Raw genomic sequence first — 15,818 nt, forward strand, 5'->3', positions numbered from 1 at the left:
GCCCGGCGCGCTGCGGCGTCAGGCGACGCATATCATGCGGAAGCCGCGACCTCCGCCGACGCCGAGCCCGGCGCCCAGCCGCCGCCGAGCGCGCGATACAGCGCGATCGCGTTCGCGAGCCTGAGCTGCTTGAGCCGGATCAGCTCCTGCCCCGACTCGTACGTGCTGCGCTGCGCGTCGAGCAGTTCGAGATACGTTGCGACGCCGCCCGCATAACGGCGCTCCGCGAGCTTCAGCCGCGCACCGTCCGCCGTGTAGACGTCCTGCTGCGCGGCAAGCTGGCGATCGATCCAGTCGCGCGCGGCGAACGCGTCGGCCACTTCGCGGAACGCGGTCTGCACGGCCTTCTCGTATTCGGCGACCGCGATGTGCTTGCGCGCGTTCGCGACGTCGAGGTTCGCGCGATTGCGTCCGCCCGCGAAGATCGGCAGCGTGATGCGCGGCGCGAACGTCCACACGCTCGTGCCTGCCGCGAACAGGCTCGAGAACGCGTCGCTGACCGAGCCGTAGTCGGTCGTCAGCGCGATGCGCGGGAAAAACGCCGCGCGTGCGGCGCCGATCTGCGCGTTCGCGGCCTTGAGCCGCGCCTCGGCCTGCCGGATGTCCGGCCGCCGTTCGAGCAGCGCGCTCGGTGCGCCGGGCGCCACGGGCGCGATCGACAACATGTCGAGCACGGTCGCGTCGCCGGGCACGTTGCGCGCGAAATCGCCCGCGAGCAATTGCAGCGCCCGCACGGCCTGCGCATGCTCGCGCTGCAGCGCGGCCTGCGACGCACGCGCGGACGCCACCAGCATCTCGGCCGAGCGCAGCTCGATTGCATCGCTCGTGCCGGCCGCGTAGCGGCGCTGCGTGAGCGCGGCCATGTGCACGCGCGCATCGAGCGTGCGCTGCGCCAGCGCGAGCTGCTCGTACAGCGAGCGCTCCGATACATACGCCCCCGCCACTTCGGCGATCACGCCGATGCGGACCGTGCGCTGTGCGTCGGCCGTCGCGAAATATTCGGCGAGCGCCGCATCGGACAGGTTGCGCACGCGGCCGAACAGGTCGAGTTCGTACGCGCTGACGCCGACGCCCGCCCGATACAGCCCGCTGATCGCGCTTTCGCGCACGACCGGGTCGTACTGGCGCGTGCGTTCATAGCCGAGATTCGCATCGACCGACGGCATCAGGTCCGCGCGCTGTACGCCGTACAGCGCGCGCGCCTCCTCGAGCCGGCCGGCCGCGATCCGCAGGTCGCGGTTGTTCGCGAGCGCCGCGTCGATCCACGCCTGCAGCGCCGGATCGGTGAAATACGCATGCCAGTCGTCGAGCAGCGCGGCGTCGGCAGGTGTCGTATCAGACGCCGCAGCCGGCTCCTGGCTTCCGTCGGCCGGCGCATAGGTGGCCGGCACCGGCGCCGCCGGCCGCTCGTAACGCGGCGCGAGCGAGCAGCCGGCGAGCGCGAGCGTAGCGGCCAGCGCGAGCTGCGCCCGCAGCACGGCGCGTGCATTCAGCGCAAACATCATCGGGACCCCTCCATCGTCGCCGGCTGCGCGCCGCCGCGCCGGCGCGGGCCGACGTCGAACAGGCGGCCGACGATCACGAAAAACAGCGGAACGAGGAACACCGCGAGCACGGTCGCCGTGATCACGCCGCCGAGCACGCCGGTGCCGATCGCCATCTGCGCGCCGGATGCCGCGCCCGATGCGAACGCGAGCGGCAGCACGCCGACGCCGAACGCGAGCGACGTCATCACGATCGGCCGCAGCCGCAGCCGCGCGGCTTCGAGCGCGGCGTCGACGAGCGACATGCGCTGCGCGACCAGATCCTTCGCGACTTCGACGATCAGGATCGCGTTCTTTGCGGACAGCCCGATCGTCGCGATCAGCCCCACCTTGAAATAAATGTCGTTCGGCATCATCCGCAGCGTGACGCCGAGCACCGCGCCGATCACGCCGAGCGGGACGACCAGCATCACCGCGAACGGGATCGACCAGCTCTCGTAGAGCGCCGCGAGCGCGAGGAACACGACCAGCACCGACAGCGCGAACAGCATCGGCGCCTGCGCGCCCGACAGCCGCTCCTCGAACGACTGCCCCGACCACGCGTAGCCGATGCCGGCCGGCAGCTTCGCGGCGATCCGCTCGATCGCGGTCATCGCCTCGCCGCTGCTGTGGCCTGCCGCGGCCGAGCCGTTGATCGTGAACGACGGATAGCCGTTGTAGCGCGTGAGCTGCGGCGGCCCCATCGTCCAGTGCAGCGTCGTGAACGCCGCGAGCGGCACCATCTCGCCGCGCGCGTTGCGCACGCGCAGCTTCTTCACGTCGTCCGGGTCGAGCCGGTGCAGCCCGTCGGCCTGCACGACCACGCGCCGCACCTGCGTGCCGTGCATGAAGTCGCCGATATAGTCCGAGCCGAACATCACCGCGAGCGTCGTGTTGATCTCGTCCATCGATACGCCGAGCGCCGACGCCTTCGCGCGATCGATGTCGAGCTTCAGTTGCGGCGCGTCCTGCGTGCCCGCGAACATCAGGTCGGCGAGCGCGCGATCCTTGCCGCCCGCCGCGAGCAGCTGCTCGCGCGCGGCGCTGAACGTCGCGTAGTCGAGCCCGCCGCGGTTCTGCAACCGGAAGTCGAAGCCGCTCGACGAGCCGAGATCGGGCAGCGCCGGCGAATTCATCGCGAACACCGTCGTGTTCGGCGTGCCCGCGAAGCGCTCGTTGATGCGCGCGACGATCGCCTGCACATGATCGCGCGCGGCCTTGCGCTCCTTCCAGTTCTTCAGCATGACGAAGATCATCCCGCCGTTCGGCCCTTCGCCGTACAGGTTGAAGCCGCCGAGCGCGAACGTATACGCGGCCGGCTCGTCGGTGCGGATATACGACTCGACCTCGCGCACGCTCTGCATCGTTTCCGCGAGCGGCGTGCCCTGCGGCCGGATCACCATCACCATGAAGTTGCCCTGATCCTCGTCCGGCAGGAACGCGGTCGGCAGTTGCGTGAGCATCAGCGCCGCGGCCGCGGTCAGCGCGCCGTACACGACCAGCCAGCGCAACGGCTTTTTCAGCATTGCGCCGACACGCGTCGCATAGCGCTGCGTCGCACGCGCGACGAAGCGGTTGAACCAGCCGAAGAAGCCGCGCTTCTCGTGATGGTCGCCGGACACGGGCTTGAGCAGCGTCGCGCACAGCGCGGGTGTCAGCGACAGCGCGAGGAATGCCGAGAAGCCGATCGACACCGCGAGCGACAGCGCGAACTGCCGGTAGATGTTGCCCACCGCGCCGCCGAAGAACGCCATCGGCACGAACACCGACGTCAGCACCACGGTGATCCCGACGATCGCGCCGCTGATCTGCTTCATCGCCTTGACGGTCGCGTCGTACGGGTCGAGCCCTTCCTCGACCATCAGCCGCTCGACGTTCTCGACCACCACGATCGCATCGTCGACGAGGATGCCGATCGCGAGCACCATCCCGAACATCGTCAGCACGTTGATCGAGAAGCCGACCGCATACATCACGCCGAACGTGCCCGCGAGCGCGACCGGCACGACAAGCGTCGGGATCAGCGTCGCGCGCAGGTTCTGCATGAACAGGAACATCACGAGGAACACGAGCACGCCGGCCTCGATCAGCGTGGTGACGACCTTGTTCATCGACACGCGCACGAACGACGAAGTCTCGTACGGAATCTGGTACTTCACGCCCGGCGGGAAAAACGCGGACAGCTCGTCCATCGTCGCGCGCACGCGCTTCTCGGTGGACACCGCGTTCGAGCCCGGCGCGAGCTTGATGCCCATCCCAGTCGCGACCTTGCCGTTCACGTACGACGGATAGTTGTAGTCGTTGCCGCCGAACTCGACGCGCGCGACGTCGCGCAGGGTCAGCGCGGAGCCGTCGGCCTGCGTGCGCAGCGCGATCGCACCGAAATCGGCCGGCGTCTTCAGCGGCGCGTCGGCGAACACGGTCGCCGCGATCGGCGCGCTGGCCGGCACCGCGCTGCGGCCGATGTCGCCGATCGTCACGCGCGCGTTGTGCGCGCGCACCGCCGACGCGATGTCCGACGCGGTGAGGCCGTGCCCGGCCATCTTCACCGGGTCGGGCCAGATCCGCATCGCATATTCGGCGCCCCAGAACTGCACCTTGCCGACGCCGTCGACGCGGCGCAGCGCCTGCACGACGTTCGCGGACGCATATTCGCCGAGCTGCACGTCGGTCATCCGGCCGTCGTCCGACGTCAGCGACACGACGAGCTGGATGTTGTCGGCGGCCTTCTCGACCTGGATGCCGTCGCGGCGCACGGGCTCGGGCAAGCGCGCCTCGACCGTCTTCAGCCGGTTCTGCACTTCGACGGCCGCGAGATCGGCATTTACGCCCTGCTTGAACGTCAGGTACAGCGACGCCGTCCCGGCGCTGCTCGTCGCGGACGTATACATCAGCCCCGGCGCGCCGTTCATTTCGCGCTCGATCAGCGCGGTCACCGATTCCTCGACGACCTGCGCTGACGCACCCGGGTATGTCGCATAGATGCTGACGACGGGTGGCGCGATGTCCGGGTATTGCGCAACGGGCAGCGCGCGGATCGCGAACGCGCCGCCCAGCATGATGAAGATTGCGATCACCCACGCGAAGACAGGGCGATCGATGAAGAAACGTGCCATGGTGGTTTGAACCGGTCAGGTTTGACGGGCGGCCGCGTGCGAAGCGGCCGCTGCCGGCGCCGCCTTCGACGGCGGTGCCTTCTCGACGGGCTTGACGGCCGTATCGGGCGCGAACTGCGCGGCGTTGTCGACGATCACGCGCTCGCCGCCCGTCAGGCCGCGCGTGATGCGCCAGTCATGGCCGCTCATCTGGTCGGCCGCGACCTCGACGTCCTTGACCTTGCCGTTCGCGCCGACGACGCGCACCGACGTGCGATCGGTCGTGCGCAGCAGCGCGTCGCGCGGCACAAGGATCGCCCGCTGGTCGACCGCCGTGTCGAGCGCGATCCGCACATATGCGCCCGGCAGCAGCTCGCGCTCCGGATTCGGGAACAGCGCGCGCATCGCGACGGTGTCGGTGGTCGGATCGACCGCGAGATCGCTGAACAGCAGCTTGCCTTTCAGCGGATACGCAGTGCCGTCCGCACGCAACAGCGTCACCGCGATGTCGTGCTGCGCAATGCCCGTCGCGCGGCCGCTCTTCACCGCGCGGCGCAGCGCGTCCACGTCGGCGGCCGGCTGCGAGAAGTTCACGTAGATCGGATCGAGCTGCTCGACGGTCGTGAGCGGCGTCGCCTGGTCCTGGCCGACGAGCGCGCCTTCGGTCACGAGCGCGCGCCGTGCGCGGCCCGCGATCGGCGCGGTGACGGTCGCATAGTCGAGCTGCAACTGCGCACGCGCGAGCTCGGCCTTCGCAGATACAACCCCGGCTTTCGCCTGCGTGTCGTCGGCGACGGCCTCGGTATGGTCGCGCTCGCTGACCGCGCGGTCGCGCACCAGATCGTCGTATCGGCGGCGCTTGTCGCTTGCCGCGAGCGCGGCGGCCTGCGCCTTCGCGAGCGCCCCCTGCGCGGCGTCGCGCGCGGCCTTCAGCGGCGCGGGATCGATGCGGAACAGCACCGCGCCCTGCTTCACTTCCTGGCCTTCCTCGTAGGTGCGTGCGGTGACGATGCCCGCGACTCGCGCGCGCACTTCCGCCTGCCGGTACGCGTCGAGCCGGCCCGGCAATTCGACGGTCATCGGCACGGCCGTCGGGCGTACCGTGACGACGGTCGCCTGCTTCGCGGTCTCTTTCTCCGCGTCCTGCTCGCCCTTGCCGCATCCGGCCACGGCGAGCGCGGCCGCCAGCGTGAACGGCGCCAGCCGGCGGCAGCGCGACAGGAAGCAATTGTTGTTATTCATGGTGACCTCGGATCGTTCGCCGCCGATAAAATGCGGCGGCTCAGGGTGACCGATTATAATCAGTCACGACTGATTAAATAAACGCTGTTTCAATCTGACCGCCACACTGTCTCAATAAAACGACAGCGAATTGTAAGGAAACTCACGACATGGCCCGCAAGACCCGGGAAGAATCGCTCGCCATCAAGCACCGGATCCTCGACGCCGCCGAGCTCGTGCTGCTTGAGAAAGGCGTCGCGCAAACTGCGATGGCGGACCTCGCCGAGGCCGCCGGGATGTCGCGGGGCGCCGTCTACGGTCACTACCGCAACAAGATGGAGGTATGTCTCGCGATGTGCGACCGCGCGTTCGCGCGCACGTCGGAAGGTTTCGACGCGAGCGACGGCCTGCCGCCGCTCGCCACGCTGCGGCGTGCCGCGTCGCACTATCTGCAGGAATGCGGCGAGCCGGGCCCGATGCAGCGCGTGCTCGTGATCCTCTATACGAAGTGCGAGCAGAGCGAGGAAAACGGCGCGCTGCAGCGGCGCCGCATGCTGCTCGAGCTGCAGATGCTGCGAATCACGAAGGCGCTGCTGCGCCGCGCGATCGCGGCCGGAGAACTCGCTGCCGATCTCGACGTGCATCTGGCCGCCGTCTATCTCGTGTCGCTGCTCGAAGGCGTGTTCGCGTCGATGATCTGGACCAACCGGCTGCGCGGCAATCTGTGGAACGACGCCGAAGCGATGCTCGACGCCGGCTTCGACGCCGTCCGCACGTCCGTCGCGCTGCGCGGCCGCGCGCAAAAATTGCCGGACTGACGAAAATTATCGTAACAAATTCTGATTTAACCCGATTTACCGCACTGCGAAACGAATGAGCTGACCCCCTTTAAAATTTTTAACGTTTCGCGGAACATCGGTAGACTGGCGCTGTCATCATTCTTTAGCGTCTTCGTGATAACCGGGTTCGACCCGGTAAACACGCCGCCGTTCGAAGCGGGGCCGCCCCGCGCGTTGGGTCGAACGGAAACGACACAGGCCCCTGGCGGGGCCTGTTTTGTTGCACGCCCGCCGCCCGCCCCGTCGCCATTCGACGGTTGAGCCGCCGGCGGCCCCTGCCCACACCCCTTTGAACCGCTTTCCTGGATGTGGACACCTTGGTCAAGCCTGCCGCAACCCCTGATGCTTTCGCGCCCGGCCGCACGCAGCGCGTCGTGCGCGCGCTCGTGCCGGCCGCCGTGCTCGGCGCCCTCGCCGCCCTCGGCCTTGCCGCCGCGCTGCCGGCCGTGTCGCAACTGCCCGGCGCCGTCGACTCCGGCACGGCCGTGCTGCCGCAGCGCGTGCTGTCCGACACGCCGTTTCCCACCGCGCAGCATTTCGTGTCGAGCGAGCTCGCCCGCACGCTCGGCGAGCGCAATGAATACAGCGAACACAACGACCGCAGCCCACAGCCGGGACTGTTCGCGCCGCTCAGCGCACACCGCAACGACATGCTCGGCTATGCGAGCCTGTTCCAGCTTGCGCCACCCGAAAACCAGCACGGGATGCGCGCGGGCGACATCGAGCTCACGCTGTCCGATACGCTGAACCGGCTCGACGTGCCGCCCGAGGTGCGCATCCAGCTCGGCGATCTCGTCACCGGCAAGGTCGCGATGCGCGCGAGTGCGCAGCGCGGCGACTATTACCGCGTCGCGTTCGATACGACCGACGGCACGCCGCGCCTCACCGCACTCGAACTGCGCGTCGCCGGCCGCACGTTCGGCGCGATCTGGTTCCGCGCGCCGGGTGCCGAGCACGGCGCGTACTACACGCTCGACGGTTCGCCGCTCGAAGCCGCCGCGTTCACGATGCCGGTCAAGTGGACGCGCATCAGCTCGTTCTTCGGCGAGCGCGTCCATCCGCTGTCGCAGGCGATGGCCTTCCACACGGGCGTCGATCTCGCCGCGCCGTCCGGCACGCCCGTCGACGCGGCGGCCGATGGCGTCGTGTCGTTCGTCGGCACCGATCCGGGCGGCTACGGCCGCTACGTGATCGTCGATCACGCGGACGGCTACTCGACCTACTACGCACACCTGTCCGCGTTCGCGCACGGCCTCAAGACCGGCGAAACCGTGAAGCAGGGCCAGCGGCTCGGCTCGGTCGGGATGACGGGCGCCGCAACGGGCCCGCACCTGCATTTCGAAGTGCGCGTCGCAAACGATCCGGTCGACCCGCTCGTCACGCTCGCGAACGCGCAGACGGCGCTGTCCGACATGCAGCTCACCGCATTCCGCCAGGAGGCGGCGCAATGGCGCTTCCGCCTCGCGTCGATCAATACGGCGCCGTTCGCGTTCGCGCAGAACGACGGGCCGCTGTGGGGCGATTTCGCGACCGACAAGTCGACGCTGCGCGCGGTCTTCAACACACATTACTCGGCGTCGTGACGTGCGAGCCGACCGCCGTCGCGCCGGAAGCGGCAGCGCAGGCGGCCGGCCATCGACCGCTCCTGTCCGTACTGCACGCCGGGCCCGACCTGTCCGCTGCGGATATTCGCTAGCGCGTCCTCACCGGCCGTTCGCCACGGTTGCGGCACACCGTCACCGCGCGGGCTCCGTGCGCTCGGCCGCCGCCTGCTCGACGCGTTCCGCACGCTGGCCGCGCGACAACAGCCAGCGCGCCGCGCCGTCGAGCGACGTGCACAGCACCAGATAGATCGCCGCGACGAACAGGAAGATCGGCGCCGGATACACCATCAGCCGGTTGTTCACCTGCGTCGCGACGAACGACAGTTCCGGCACGCCGACGATATACGCGAGCGACGTGTCCTTCACGAGCGCGACCCACTGGTTGACGAACGACGGCGTCATGATCCGGATCGCCTGCGGCAGCAGCACATGGCTCACCGTCTGCCAGCGCGTGAGCCCGAGCGACAGCCCGGCCTGCCATTGGCCGTCGCCCGCGGCGGCGATGCCCGCATGCACCGCATGCGCGAGATACGCGCCGCCGACGAGCGCGAGCGCGCAGACGACCGTCGCGAGCCCCGGCACATCCATGTGCAGCAGCACGGGCATCAGGAAGTACGTCCAGAAGATCAGCATCAGCACGGGAATCGCGCGGAAGAACCCGATGAACGCGAGCAGCAGCACGCGTACGGGGCCGCGCGCGAGCGCCATTGCGACGCCGAGCGCGATGCCGAGCACGGCCGATGCAACGGCCGACGCGATCGCAAGCACCAGCGACAGCGCGGCGCCGCCGAGCGGACCTTCCGGGAACGCGCCGACAAGCAGGTACGGCAGGTTGGAGAGCAGCAGCGAAAAATCCATCGTCAACGCCCCGCTCCAAGCCGGTTGCGCCATTGCGTGGCCGCGTACGCACCGGCCTCGATCGCGGCCACCGCCGCGACGTACAGCAAGGTCGCGACACCGAACGCGGCGAAGGTCTTGAACGTTTCCGTTTCGACCTGCCGCGACGCATACGACAGCTCGGCCACGCCGATCGCCATCGCGAGCGACGAGTTCTTCACGAGATTCATGTATTGGCCGAACAGCGGCGGCAGCGCGATGCGCACGGCCTGCGGCAATACCACGTAGCGCAGCGACTGCATCGGCGTGAGGCCGAGCGCCGCCGACGCGTCATGCTGCGCGCGGCGCACGCCGCGCAGGCCGGCTTCGCATTCCTCGGCGACGAACGCGGCCGTATACGCGCTCAGCCCGATCCAGCCTGCGACAAATTCGAACGACGGCCATGCGAGCGCGAGCGGGCCCGCGCTCACTTCATGACGCGCGTTCAGCCACGCGATCCACGAGTCGGGCAGCAACGACGCGACACCGAAATACCAGAACAGCAACTGCACGAGCAGCGGTGTGTTGCGGAACGCGACGACATATGCGGCGGCCACCATGCGCAGCGCCGTGCCGCGCGCATGCCGCATGACCGCGAGCAGCAGCCCGCCGGCGGTCGCGGCGACGGCCGACGCGGCCGCGAGGCCGAGTGTCAGCAGGAAACCCTGCCAGAGCCAGGACAGATATTTGGGAGCCAACCCGAGCATGCTGGGGGACGTGCGCGAAGCACGCGATCGGAACAAAACGGAAAGCGCCGCGCTGCCGATGTTCCGGCAAATCGCGGCGCGCGTGCGGCGTGGATCAGGTCTTGTCGCCGATGCGGAAGATGCGCGTGAGCGGCGTCTTCGTCGTCGGCCCGAACCATGCGTCGTAGATCTGCACGGCGCGACCGTTCGCCTCGAGCCCCTTCAGCGTATCGTTGACGAAGCCGAGCAGGCGCGTCTCACCCTTCGGCACGCCGACGCCCATGTAGTCGTTCGAGATCGTGAACGCGGGGATCTCGTAGTTCTGCTTGTCGGGTACGTTCGCGAGCAGGCCGATCAGCTTCGGGCCGTCCTGCGTGATCGCCTGCACGTTGCCGGCGCGCAGCGCGGCGAACGCGAACGGCGTGTCGTCGTACGCGACGATCGTCGCCTTCGGGAATTTCTCGCGCAGCGTGATCTCGTTCGTCGTGCCCTTGTCCGCGCCGACACGCAGGCCGTTCAACTGGTCGGCCGATTTCAGCACGCCCTTCTTCGCGAGAAACTGCTGGCCCGACGAGAAATACGGAATGCTGAAGTCGACCTGCTTCGCGCGCTCGTCGGTGATCGTGAAGTTCGCGAGCACCAGATCGACCTTGCCGGACGTCAGGAACGGAATGCGGTTCGCCGGGTTGGTCGGCTGGAGTTGCAGCTTCACGCCGAGCTTGTCGGCGAGCGCCTTCGCATAGTCGACGTCGAGACCGACGATGTGGTTGTTCTTCGCATCGACATAACCGAACGGCGGGTTGCTGTCGAACGTCGCGACGCGCAGCACGCCGGCCTTCTTGATGTCATCGAGACGGTCCGCATGCGCGACGGTGCCTGCGGTGACGAGCGCGGCCCCGACGAGCCACGTAGCGAGAGTGTGGATTTTCATGAGCACGACCTGATTTGTTATGAAGGCCGCCGCGGATCGCGCGGCGGCCGGTTCGAGGAACATCGCGACGAAGTGTGGTGTCGCGAAGCCGCTAACGTATCAGCGCATGCGGCGAATCCGAACCAACAAATGGTGCTTTGCTCAGCGGGTTTCGTGATGAGGCAGGCGAGCCGCGCGGCGGCACGCCGCGCACAAAAAAAGACGCCCGCTGCGGACAGCGGGCGCGAATCCCAGTCAAGGAGGTGTCACACGAACTACGGGTTCAGATTAAGGAAATTGCTCGTAACGGACAACGAATCGATTTCGATATCGATATGACGTGCCCCCCCCGACGCGATGCCGAGGAGGTCTACCTGCGCGATCGTCCGGTTCCCCGCATACGGCCCGTCGCGCTCGCCGAGCGTCGAGCAGATGCTCGCATGGCTGGTCGAGCATGTTCGATCACGCGCCGCCGCACGCATAGTCGCGCGCCGCAAAAAAAAACGTCCCGCCGGCTGGCGGGACGTTCGTCACGATGCGACTGCGCGCGATGCGCAATCGATCACGGTTCGTTGCGCAGATACCCTTCCTTGCTCGGATCGCGCATCCGCCACGACACGATCAGCGAGATCGCGCACAGCACCGTCACGTACCAGTAAAAGGTTTCCTCGCTGCCGACCGACTTGAACCACAGCGCGACATACTCGGCCGAGCCGCCGAAGATCGCGTTCGCGACCGCGTACGACAGGCCGACGCCCATCGCGCGCACTTCCGGCGGGAACATCTCGGCCTTGATGAGGCCGCTGATCGACGTGTAGAAGCTGACGATCGCCAGCGCGACCGTGATCAGCACGAACGCGGCCACCGGGCTCGTCACGTCCTTCAGCGCATGCATCAGCGGCACCGTGCCGATCACCGCGAACGAGCCGAACAGGATCATCGACGTGCGGCGGCCGATCTTGTCGGACAGCGCGCCGAACACCGGCTGAATCAGCATGTAGACGAGCAGCGCGACGGTCATCACGTTGCTGGCCGTCTTCGCGTGCATGCCGGCCGTATTCACGAGGTACTTCTGCATGTACGTCGTGAACGTGTAGAAGATCAGCGAGCCGCCGGCCGTGAAGCCGACCACCGTCAGGAACGCGCCCTTGTGCCGCCACACGCCGCGGATCGTGCCGGCGTCCTTCTTGTCGCGCGATGCGCTGGTCGACGTCTCGTCGAGCGATTTCCGCAGGTACAGCGAGATCAGCGCGGCCGCCGCGCCGACGACGAACGGAATGCGCCAGCCCCACGCCTTCAGTTCGTCGGTCGACAGCGTCTGCTGCAGGATCACGAGCACCAGCAGAGCACACAGTTGACCACCGATCAGCGTCACGTACTGGAACGACGCGAAGAAGCCGCGCCGGCCCTTCAGCGCGACCTCGCTCATGTAGGTCGCGCTGGTCCCATATTCGCCGCCCACCGACAGGCCCTGGAACAGGCGCGCGACCAGCAGCAGCGCCGGCGCGAGCGCGCCGATCTGCGCATAGGTCGGCAGCACCGCGATCACGAGCGAACCGCCGCACATCATCAGCACCGAGATCATCATCGCCGCGCGACGGCCGTGACGGTCGGCGATGCGGCCGAACAGCCAGCCGCCGATCGGGCGCATCAGGAAGCCGGCCGCAAACACGCCTGCCGTGTTCAGCAGCTGCGTCGTCGTGTTGCCGCTCGGGAAGAACGCCGGCGCGAAGTACAGCGCGCAGAACGAGTAGATGTAGAAGTCGAACCACTCGACGAGGTTGCCCGATGAGGCGCCGACAATGGCGAACACGCGCCGCCGGGTGTCATGCGCGGACAGCGCAGCTTGGTCGGTCTGGACGTCCATGGATTGGTCTGTTCCTTTTAATGCTTTCTGGGCGAGACGGCTTGAGGCCGCCGCGTGCGGTCGCACGTGGCACCGGTTCCGGCGGCACGGCGCTACGGGATTTTAGCGAAATGTAAAGTAACAGGCTTTCCGGGTTCGTCCGGATGTAGAAAATTTTTCTCCCGCCGCGCGTTCGTCATATGAAAACGCCAGCCCGCAGGCTGGCGTCCGATGCAAACTATTCGAAAGCGGCGCTCACACGCGCACCTCCGGCGGCACGTAGCGGCACTCGTAGCGCTTGCGCACGGTGCCCGCCTCGTCGACGCTTTCCAGGTACACGTCGAACTGCCACAGCCGCGCCATATGCTTGAGCACTTCGTCGCTGTCGTTCGACAGGTGGCGGTTGTCGGTCATGAAGTGGCGCAGCGTGAGGCTGCGGTCGCCGCGCGTGTTCACGGCCCATACCTGGATATTCGGCTCGCGGTGATGGATGTCGTACTGCCGCGACAACGCCTGCCGCACGTACTGGTAGCCGGAATCGTCATGGATTGCCGACACCTCGAGCGAATCGCGCATGTCGTCGTCGAGCACCGAGAAGAGCCGCATCTCGCGGATCAGGTTCGGCGACAGGTACTGTGCGATGAAGCTCTCGTCCTTGAAGTTGCGCATCGCGTAGTGCATCGCCGGCAGCCACGGCGTGCCCGCGATCTCCGGAAACCACTTGTAGTCCTCTTCCGTCGGCGCTTCGCAGATCCGCCGGATGTCGCTCATCATCGAGAAACCGAGCGCGTACGGGTTGATCCCGCTGTAGTACGGCTTCGTGACGGGCGGCTGGTAGACCACGTTGCTGTGCGAATGCAGGAACTCCATCATGAAGCTGTCTTCCAGCTTGCCCTGGTTGTACAGCGTGTTCAGCAGCGTGTAGTGCCAGAACGTCGCCCAGCCTTCGTTCATTACCTGCGTCTGCCGCTGCGGGTAGAAATACTGGCCGATCTTGCGCACGATGCGGATCACTTCCCGCTCCCACGGCTCGAGCAGCGGCGCGTTCTTCTCCGCGAAATACAGCAGGTTCTCCTGCGGCTCGGGCGGATAGCGGTCTTCCTGCTCCTCCATCAGCTCGGGTTTCTTGCCCGGCAGCGTGCGCCACAGCTCGTTCACCTGCGACTGCAGGTACGCCTCGCGCTCGCGCCGCAGCGCCGCTTCCTTCGACAGCGACGGCTTCTGCGGCCGCTTGTAGCGGTCGACGCCGTAGTTCATCAGCGCATGGCACGAATCGAGCAGTTCCTCGACGCGATCGAGCCCGTAGCGCTCCTCGCATTCGGCGACGTAGTTCTTCGCGTACACGAGATAGTCGATGATCGCGTGCGCGTCGGTCCACAGCCGGAACAGGTAGTTGCCCTTGAAAAACGAGTTGTGCCCGTACGCCGCGTGCGCGATCACGAGCGCCTGCATCGTCATCGTGTTCTCTTCCATCAGATACGCGATGCACGGGTTCGAATTGATGACGATTTCGTACGCGAGGCCCATCTGGCCGCGGCGGTAGCTCTTCTCGGTCGCGAGGAAGTGCTTGCCGAACGACCAGTGGCGGTAGTTGACGGGCATCCCGACCGACGCATACGCGTCCATCATCTGTTCGGCGCTGATCAGTTCGAGCTGGATCGGGTAGATGTCGAGCTCGTATTGTTCGGCGACCTGCGAGATGTGCGTGTCGTATTCCTCGAGCAGTTCGAACGTCCAGTCGGACGGGCACGGCAGCGGCTTGCGTTCGGCAACGTTCATACGCGCTTCCTTTTGCCCGGAACCGGGCAAGTCGGCGGCCGGCGGCAAGGGTTCGGCCTGCGCGCGTTGCTGCGATGCGGCAGGGCCGGCCGTGTCGTCGCCGGAAGGGCGCGGCTCGTAGCCGCGCGACTCGCTGTGCAGATGGCGGGTCGTCATGACATTTCCACCTGCTTTTCGAACAATTCGCGAAACACCGGGTAAATGTCGGCAGCCGATTCCACTTTTTTCATCGCGAGATGCGGTTGCGACAGTGCCAGTTGCGCGTATTCCAGCCACAAATTCTGCTCTTCCGGCGCGACCTGGATATACGCGAAGTAACGCGTCTTCGTGAGGATATCCTCTTCCAGGATTTTGCGACACTTGGGCGAATCGTCGGTCCAGTTGTCGCCGTCGGACGCCTGCGCGCCGTAGATGTTCCACTCGGTCGGCGAGTAGCGCTCGTTCTGCACCTTGCGCATCAGTTCGAGCGCGCTCGACACGACCGTGCCGCCGCTCTCGGTCGAATGGAAGAAGGTATCCTCGTCGACTTCCTCGGCGCGCGTATGGTGCCGGATGAACACGACCTCGATGCGCTCGTAGTTGCGCTTGAGGAACAGGTAAAGCAGGATGAAGAAGCGCTTCGCGAGATCCTTGCGCTGCTCGTCCATCGAGCCCGACACGTCCATCAGGCAGAACATCACGGCCTGGCTCGACGGCTGCGGCTGCTTCACGCGGTTGATGTAGCGCAGGTCGAACGGATCGATGAACGGAATTCGCCAGATGCGCCCCTTCAGGTGATGTATCTCGGCCTCGAGCGTCGCGATTTCCGCGCGGCGGTCTTCCGGATCGCTCTTCATCGCTTCGAGCCGGGCCTCGAGTTCACGCAGCTCGTTGACGAGCGGCGAGCCGAGCGCGATGCGCCGGCCGAGCGCGCTGCGCAGCGAGCGCACGACGTCGATGTTGTTCGGCGTGCCTTCCGCCGACCAGCCCGCGCGCACGTTCTTCCAGCTCGGCACCGTCAGCAGATGCGTCTTCACGAGGCGCGGCAGTTCGAGATCGTCGAAGAAGTACTGCATGAACTCGTCGCGCGACAGCTCGAACACGAAGTCGTCCTGCCCTTCGCCCTCGTTGCTGGCCTGACTGCCGCCGCCGCCCGAACCGCCCTGCGGACGCGGGATCTTGTCGCCGCGCACGTAGTCCTCGTTGCCGGGGTGCACGTATTCACGACGCCCGCCCGGCCCGTGCCGGAAATTCGGCTCCGCGATGTCCTTGCGCGGGATCGTGATGCTCTGCGTGCTCTGGATATCCTTGATGCTACGGTCGCGCACCGCGTCGGACACGGCACGACGAATGTAGTTCTTGACGCGACGCAGGAAGCGTTCGCGATTGGCGATACTCTTGTTCTTGCCGGCCAGCCTGCGGTCGATGATTTGATGAAGCACTGCCGGTCTCCCGCTCGA

11 protein-coding genes are annotated in these 15,818 nt (G+C 66.9%); 2 read left to right on the forward strand and 9 right to left on the reverse strand.

Annotated features, from left to right (window positions below):
• Positions 1-32: 32 nt before the first annotated feature.
• From DM992_RS13060 to DM992_RS13070, 3 genes are read right to left on the reverse strand one after another with little or no spacing between them, the layout of a single operon-like run.
• On the reverse strand, positions 33-1,502 hold the full coding sequence (locus DM992_RS13060; protein ID WP_111017914.1) for an efflux transporter outer membrane subunit: 1,470 nt from the start codon (positions 1,500-1,502) through the stop codon (positions 33-35).
• Positions 1,502-4,639 (reverse strand): multidrug efflux RND transporter permease subunit, encoded by a 3,138-nt coding sequence (locus DM992_RS13065; RefSeq protein ID WP_111017122.1) that lies wholly within the window; start codon positions 4,637-4,639, stop codon positions 1,502-1,504. The genes DM992_RS13060 and DM992_RS13065 overlap by 1 nt, the downstream gene beginning before the upstream one ends.
• A 15-nt stretch (positions 4,640-4,654) precedes the next feature.
• Entirely contained in the window at positions 4,655-5,860 is a 1,206-nt protein-coding gene (locus tag DM992_RS13070; RefSeq protein ID WP_111017123.1) for a MexX/AxyX family multidrug efflux RND transporter periplasmic adaptor subunit, read from the reverse strand.
• A gap of 149 nt (positions 5,861-6,009) precedes the next feature.
• Here DM992_RS13070 and DM992_RS13075 point away from each other — a divergent pair, with 149 nt between their 5' ends.
• Positions 6,010-6,657, forward strand: coding sequence for a TetR family transcriptional regulator (locus tag DM992_RS13075; RefSeq protein WP_111017124.1), 648 nt, complete (start codon positions 6,010-6,012; stop codon positions 6,655-6,657).
• Positions 6,658-6,995: 338 nt separating this feature from the next.
• Entirely contained in the window at positions 6,996-8,261 is a 1,266-nt protein-coding gene (locus tag DM992_RS13080; RefSeq protein ID WP_111017125.1) for a M23 family metallopeptidase, read from the forward strand.
• 153 nt (positions 8,262-8,414) lie between these two features.
• On the opposite strand, the gene DM992_RS13085 is transcribed toward DM992_RS13080, so the two are convergent.
• From DM992_RS13085 to DM992_RS13115, 6 genes are all read right to left on the reverse strand, one after another.
• Positions 8,415-9,140: an amino acid ABC transporter permease gene (locus tag DM992_RS13085; protein WP_111017126.1), complete on the reverse strand. Its 726-nt coding sequence runs from the start codon at positions 9,138-9,140 to the stop codon at positions 8,415-8,417.
• 2 nt (positions 9,141-9,142) lie between these two features.
• Positions 9,143-9,865: an amino acid ABC transporter permease gene (locus DM992_RS13090; RefSeq protein WP_111017127.1), complete on the reverse strand. Its 723-nt coding sequence runs from the start codon at positions 9,863-9,865 to the stop codon at positions 9,143-9,145.
• Between the two features lie 94 nt (positions 9,866-9,959).
• Positions 9,960-10,775, reverse strand: a complete 816-nt coding sequence (locus DM992_RS13095) for an ABC transporter substrate-binding protein (protein ID WP_041489925.1) — start codon at positions 10,773-10,775, stop codon at positions 9,960-9,962.
• A gap of 541 nt (positions 10,776-11,316) precedes the next feature.
• The gene (locus DM992_RS13105; protein ID WP_111017129.1) at positions 11,317-12,621 is read right to left on the reverse strand and encodes an MFS family transporter; all 1,305 of its coding nucleotides are present in this window, start codon (positions 12,619-12,621) and stop codon (positions 11,317-11,319) included.
• Between the two features lie 234 nt (positions 12,622-12,855).
• Positions 12,856-14,535, reverse strand: coding sequence for a SpoVR family protein (locus tag DM992_RS13110; protein ID WP_111017130.1), 1,680 nt, complete (start codon positions 14,533-14,535; stop codon positions 12,856-12,858).
• A complete protein-coding gene (locus DM992_RS13115) occupies positions 14,532-15,800 on the reverse strand; it encodes a YeaH/YhbH family protein (protein WP_111017131.1) in 1,269 nt (422 codons plus the stop codon). Before DM992_RS13115 ends, DM992_RS13110 begins: the two co-directional genes overlap by 4 nt.
• Positions 15,801-15,818: the final 18 nt, after the last annotated feature.

It is taken from the genome of Burkholderia sp. JP2-270, from assembly GCF_003233675.1.
GTDB lineage: Bacteria > Pseudomonadota > Gammaproteobacteria > Burkholderiales > Burkholderiaceae > Burkholderia > Burkholderia pyrrocinia_C.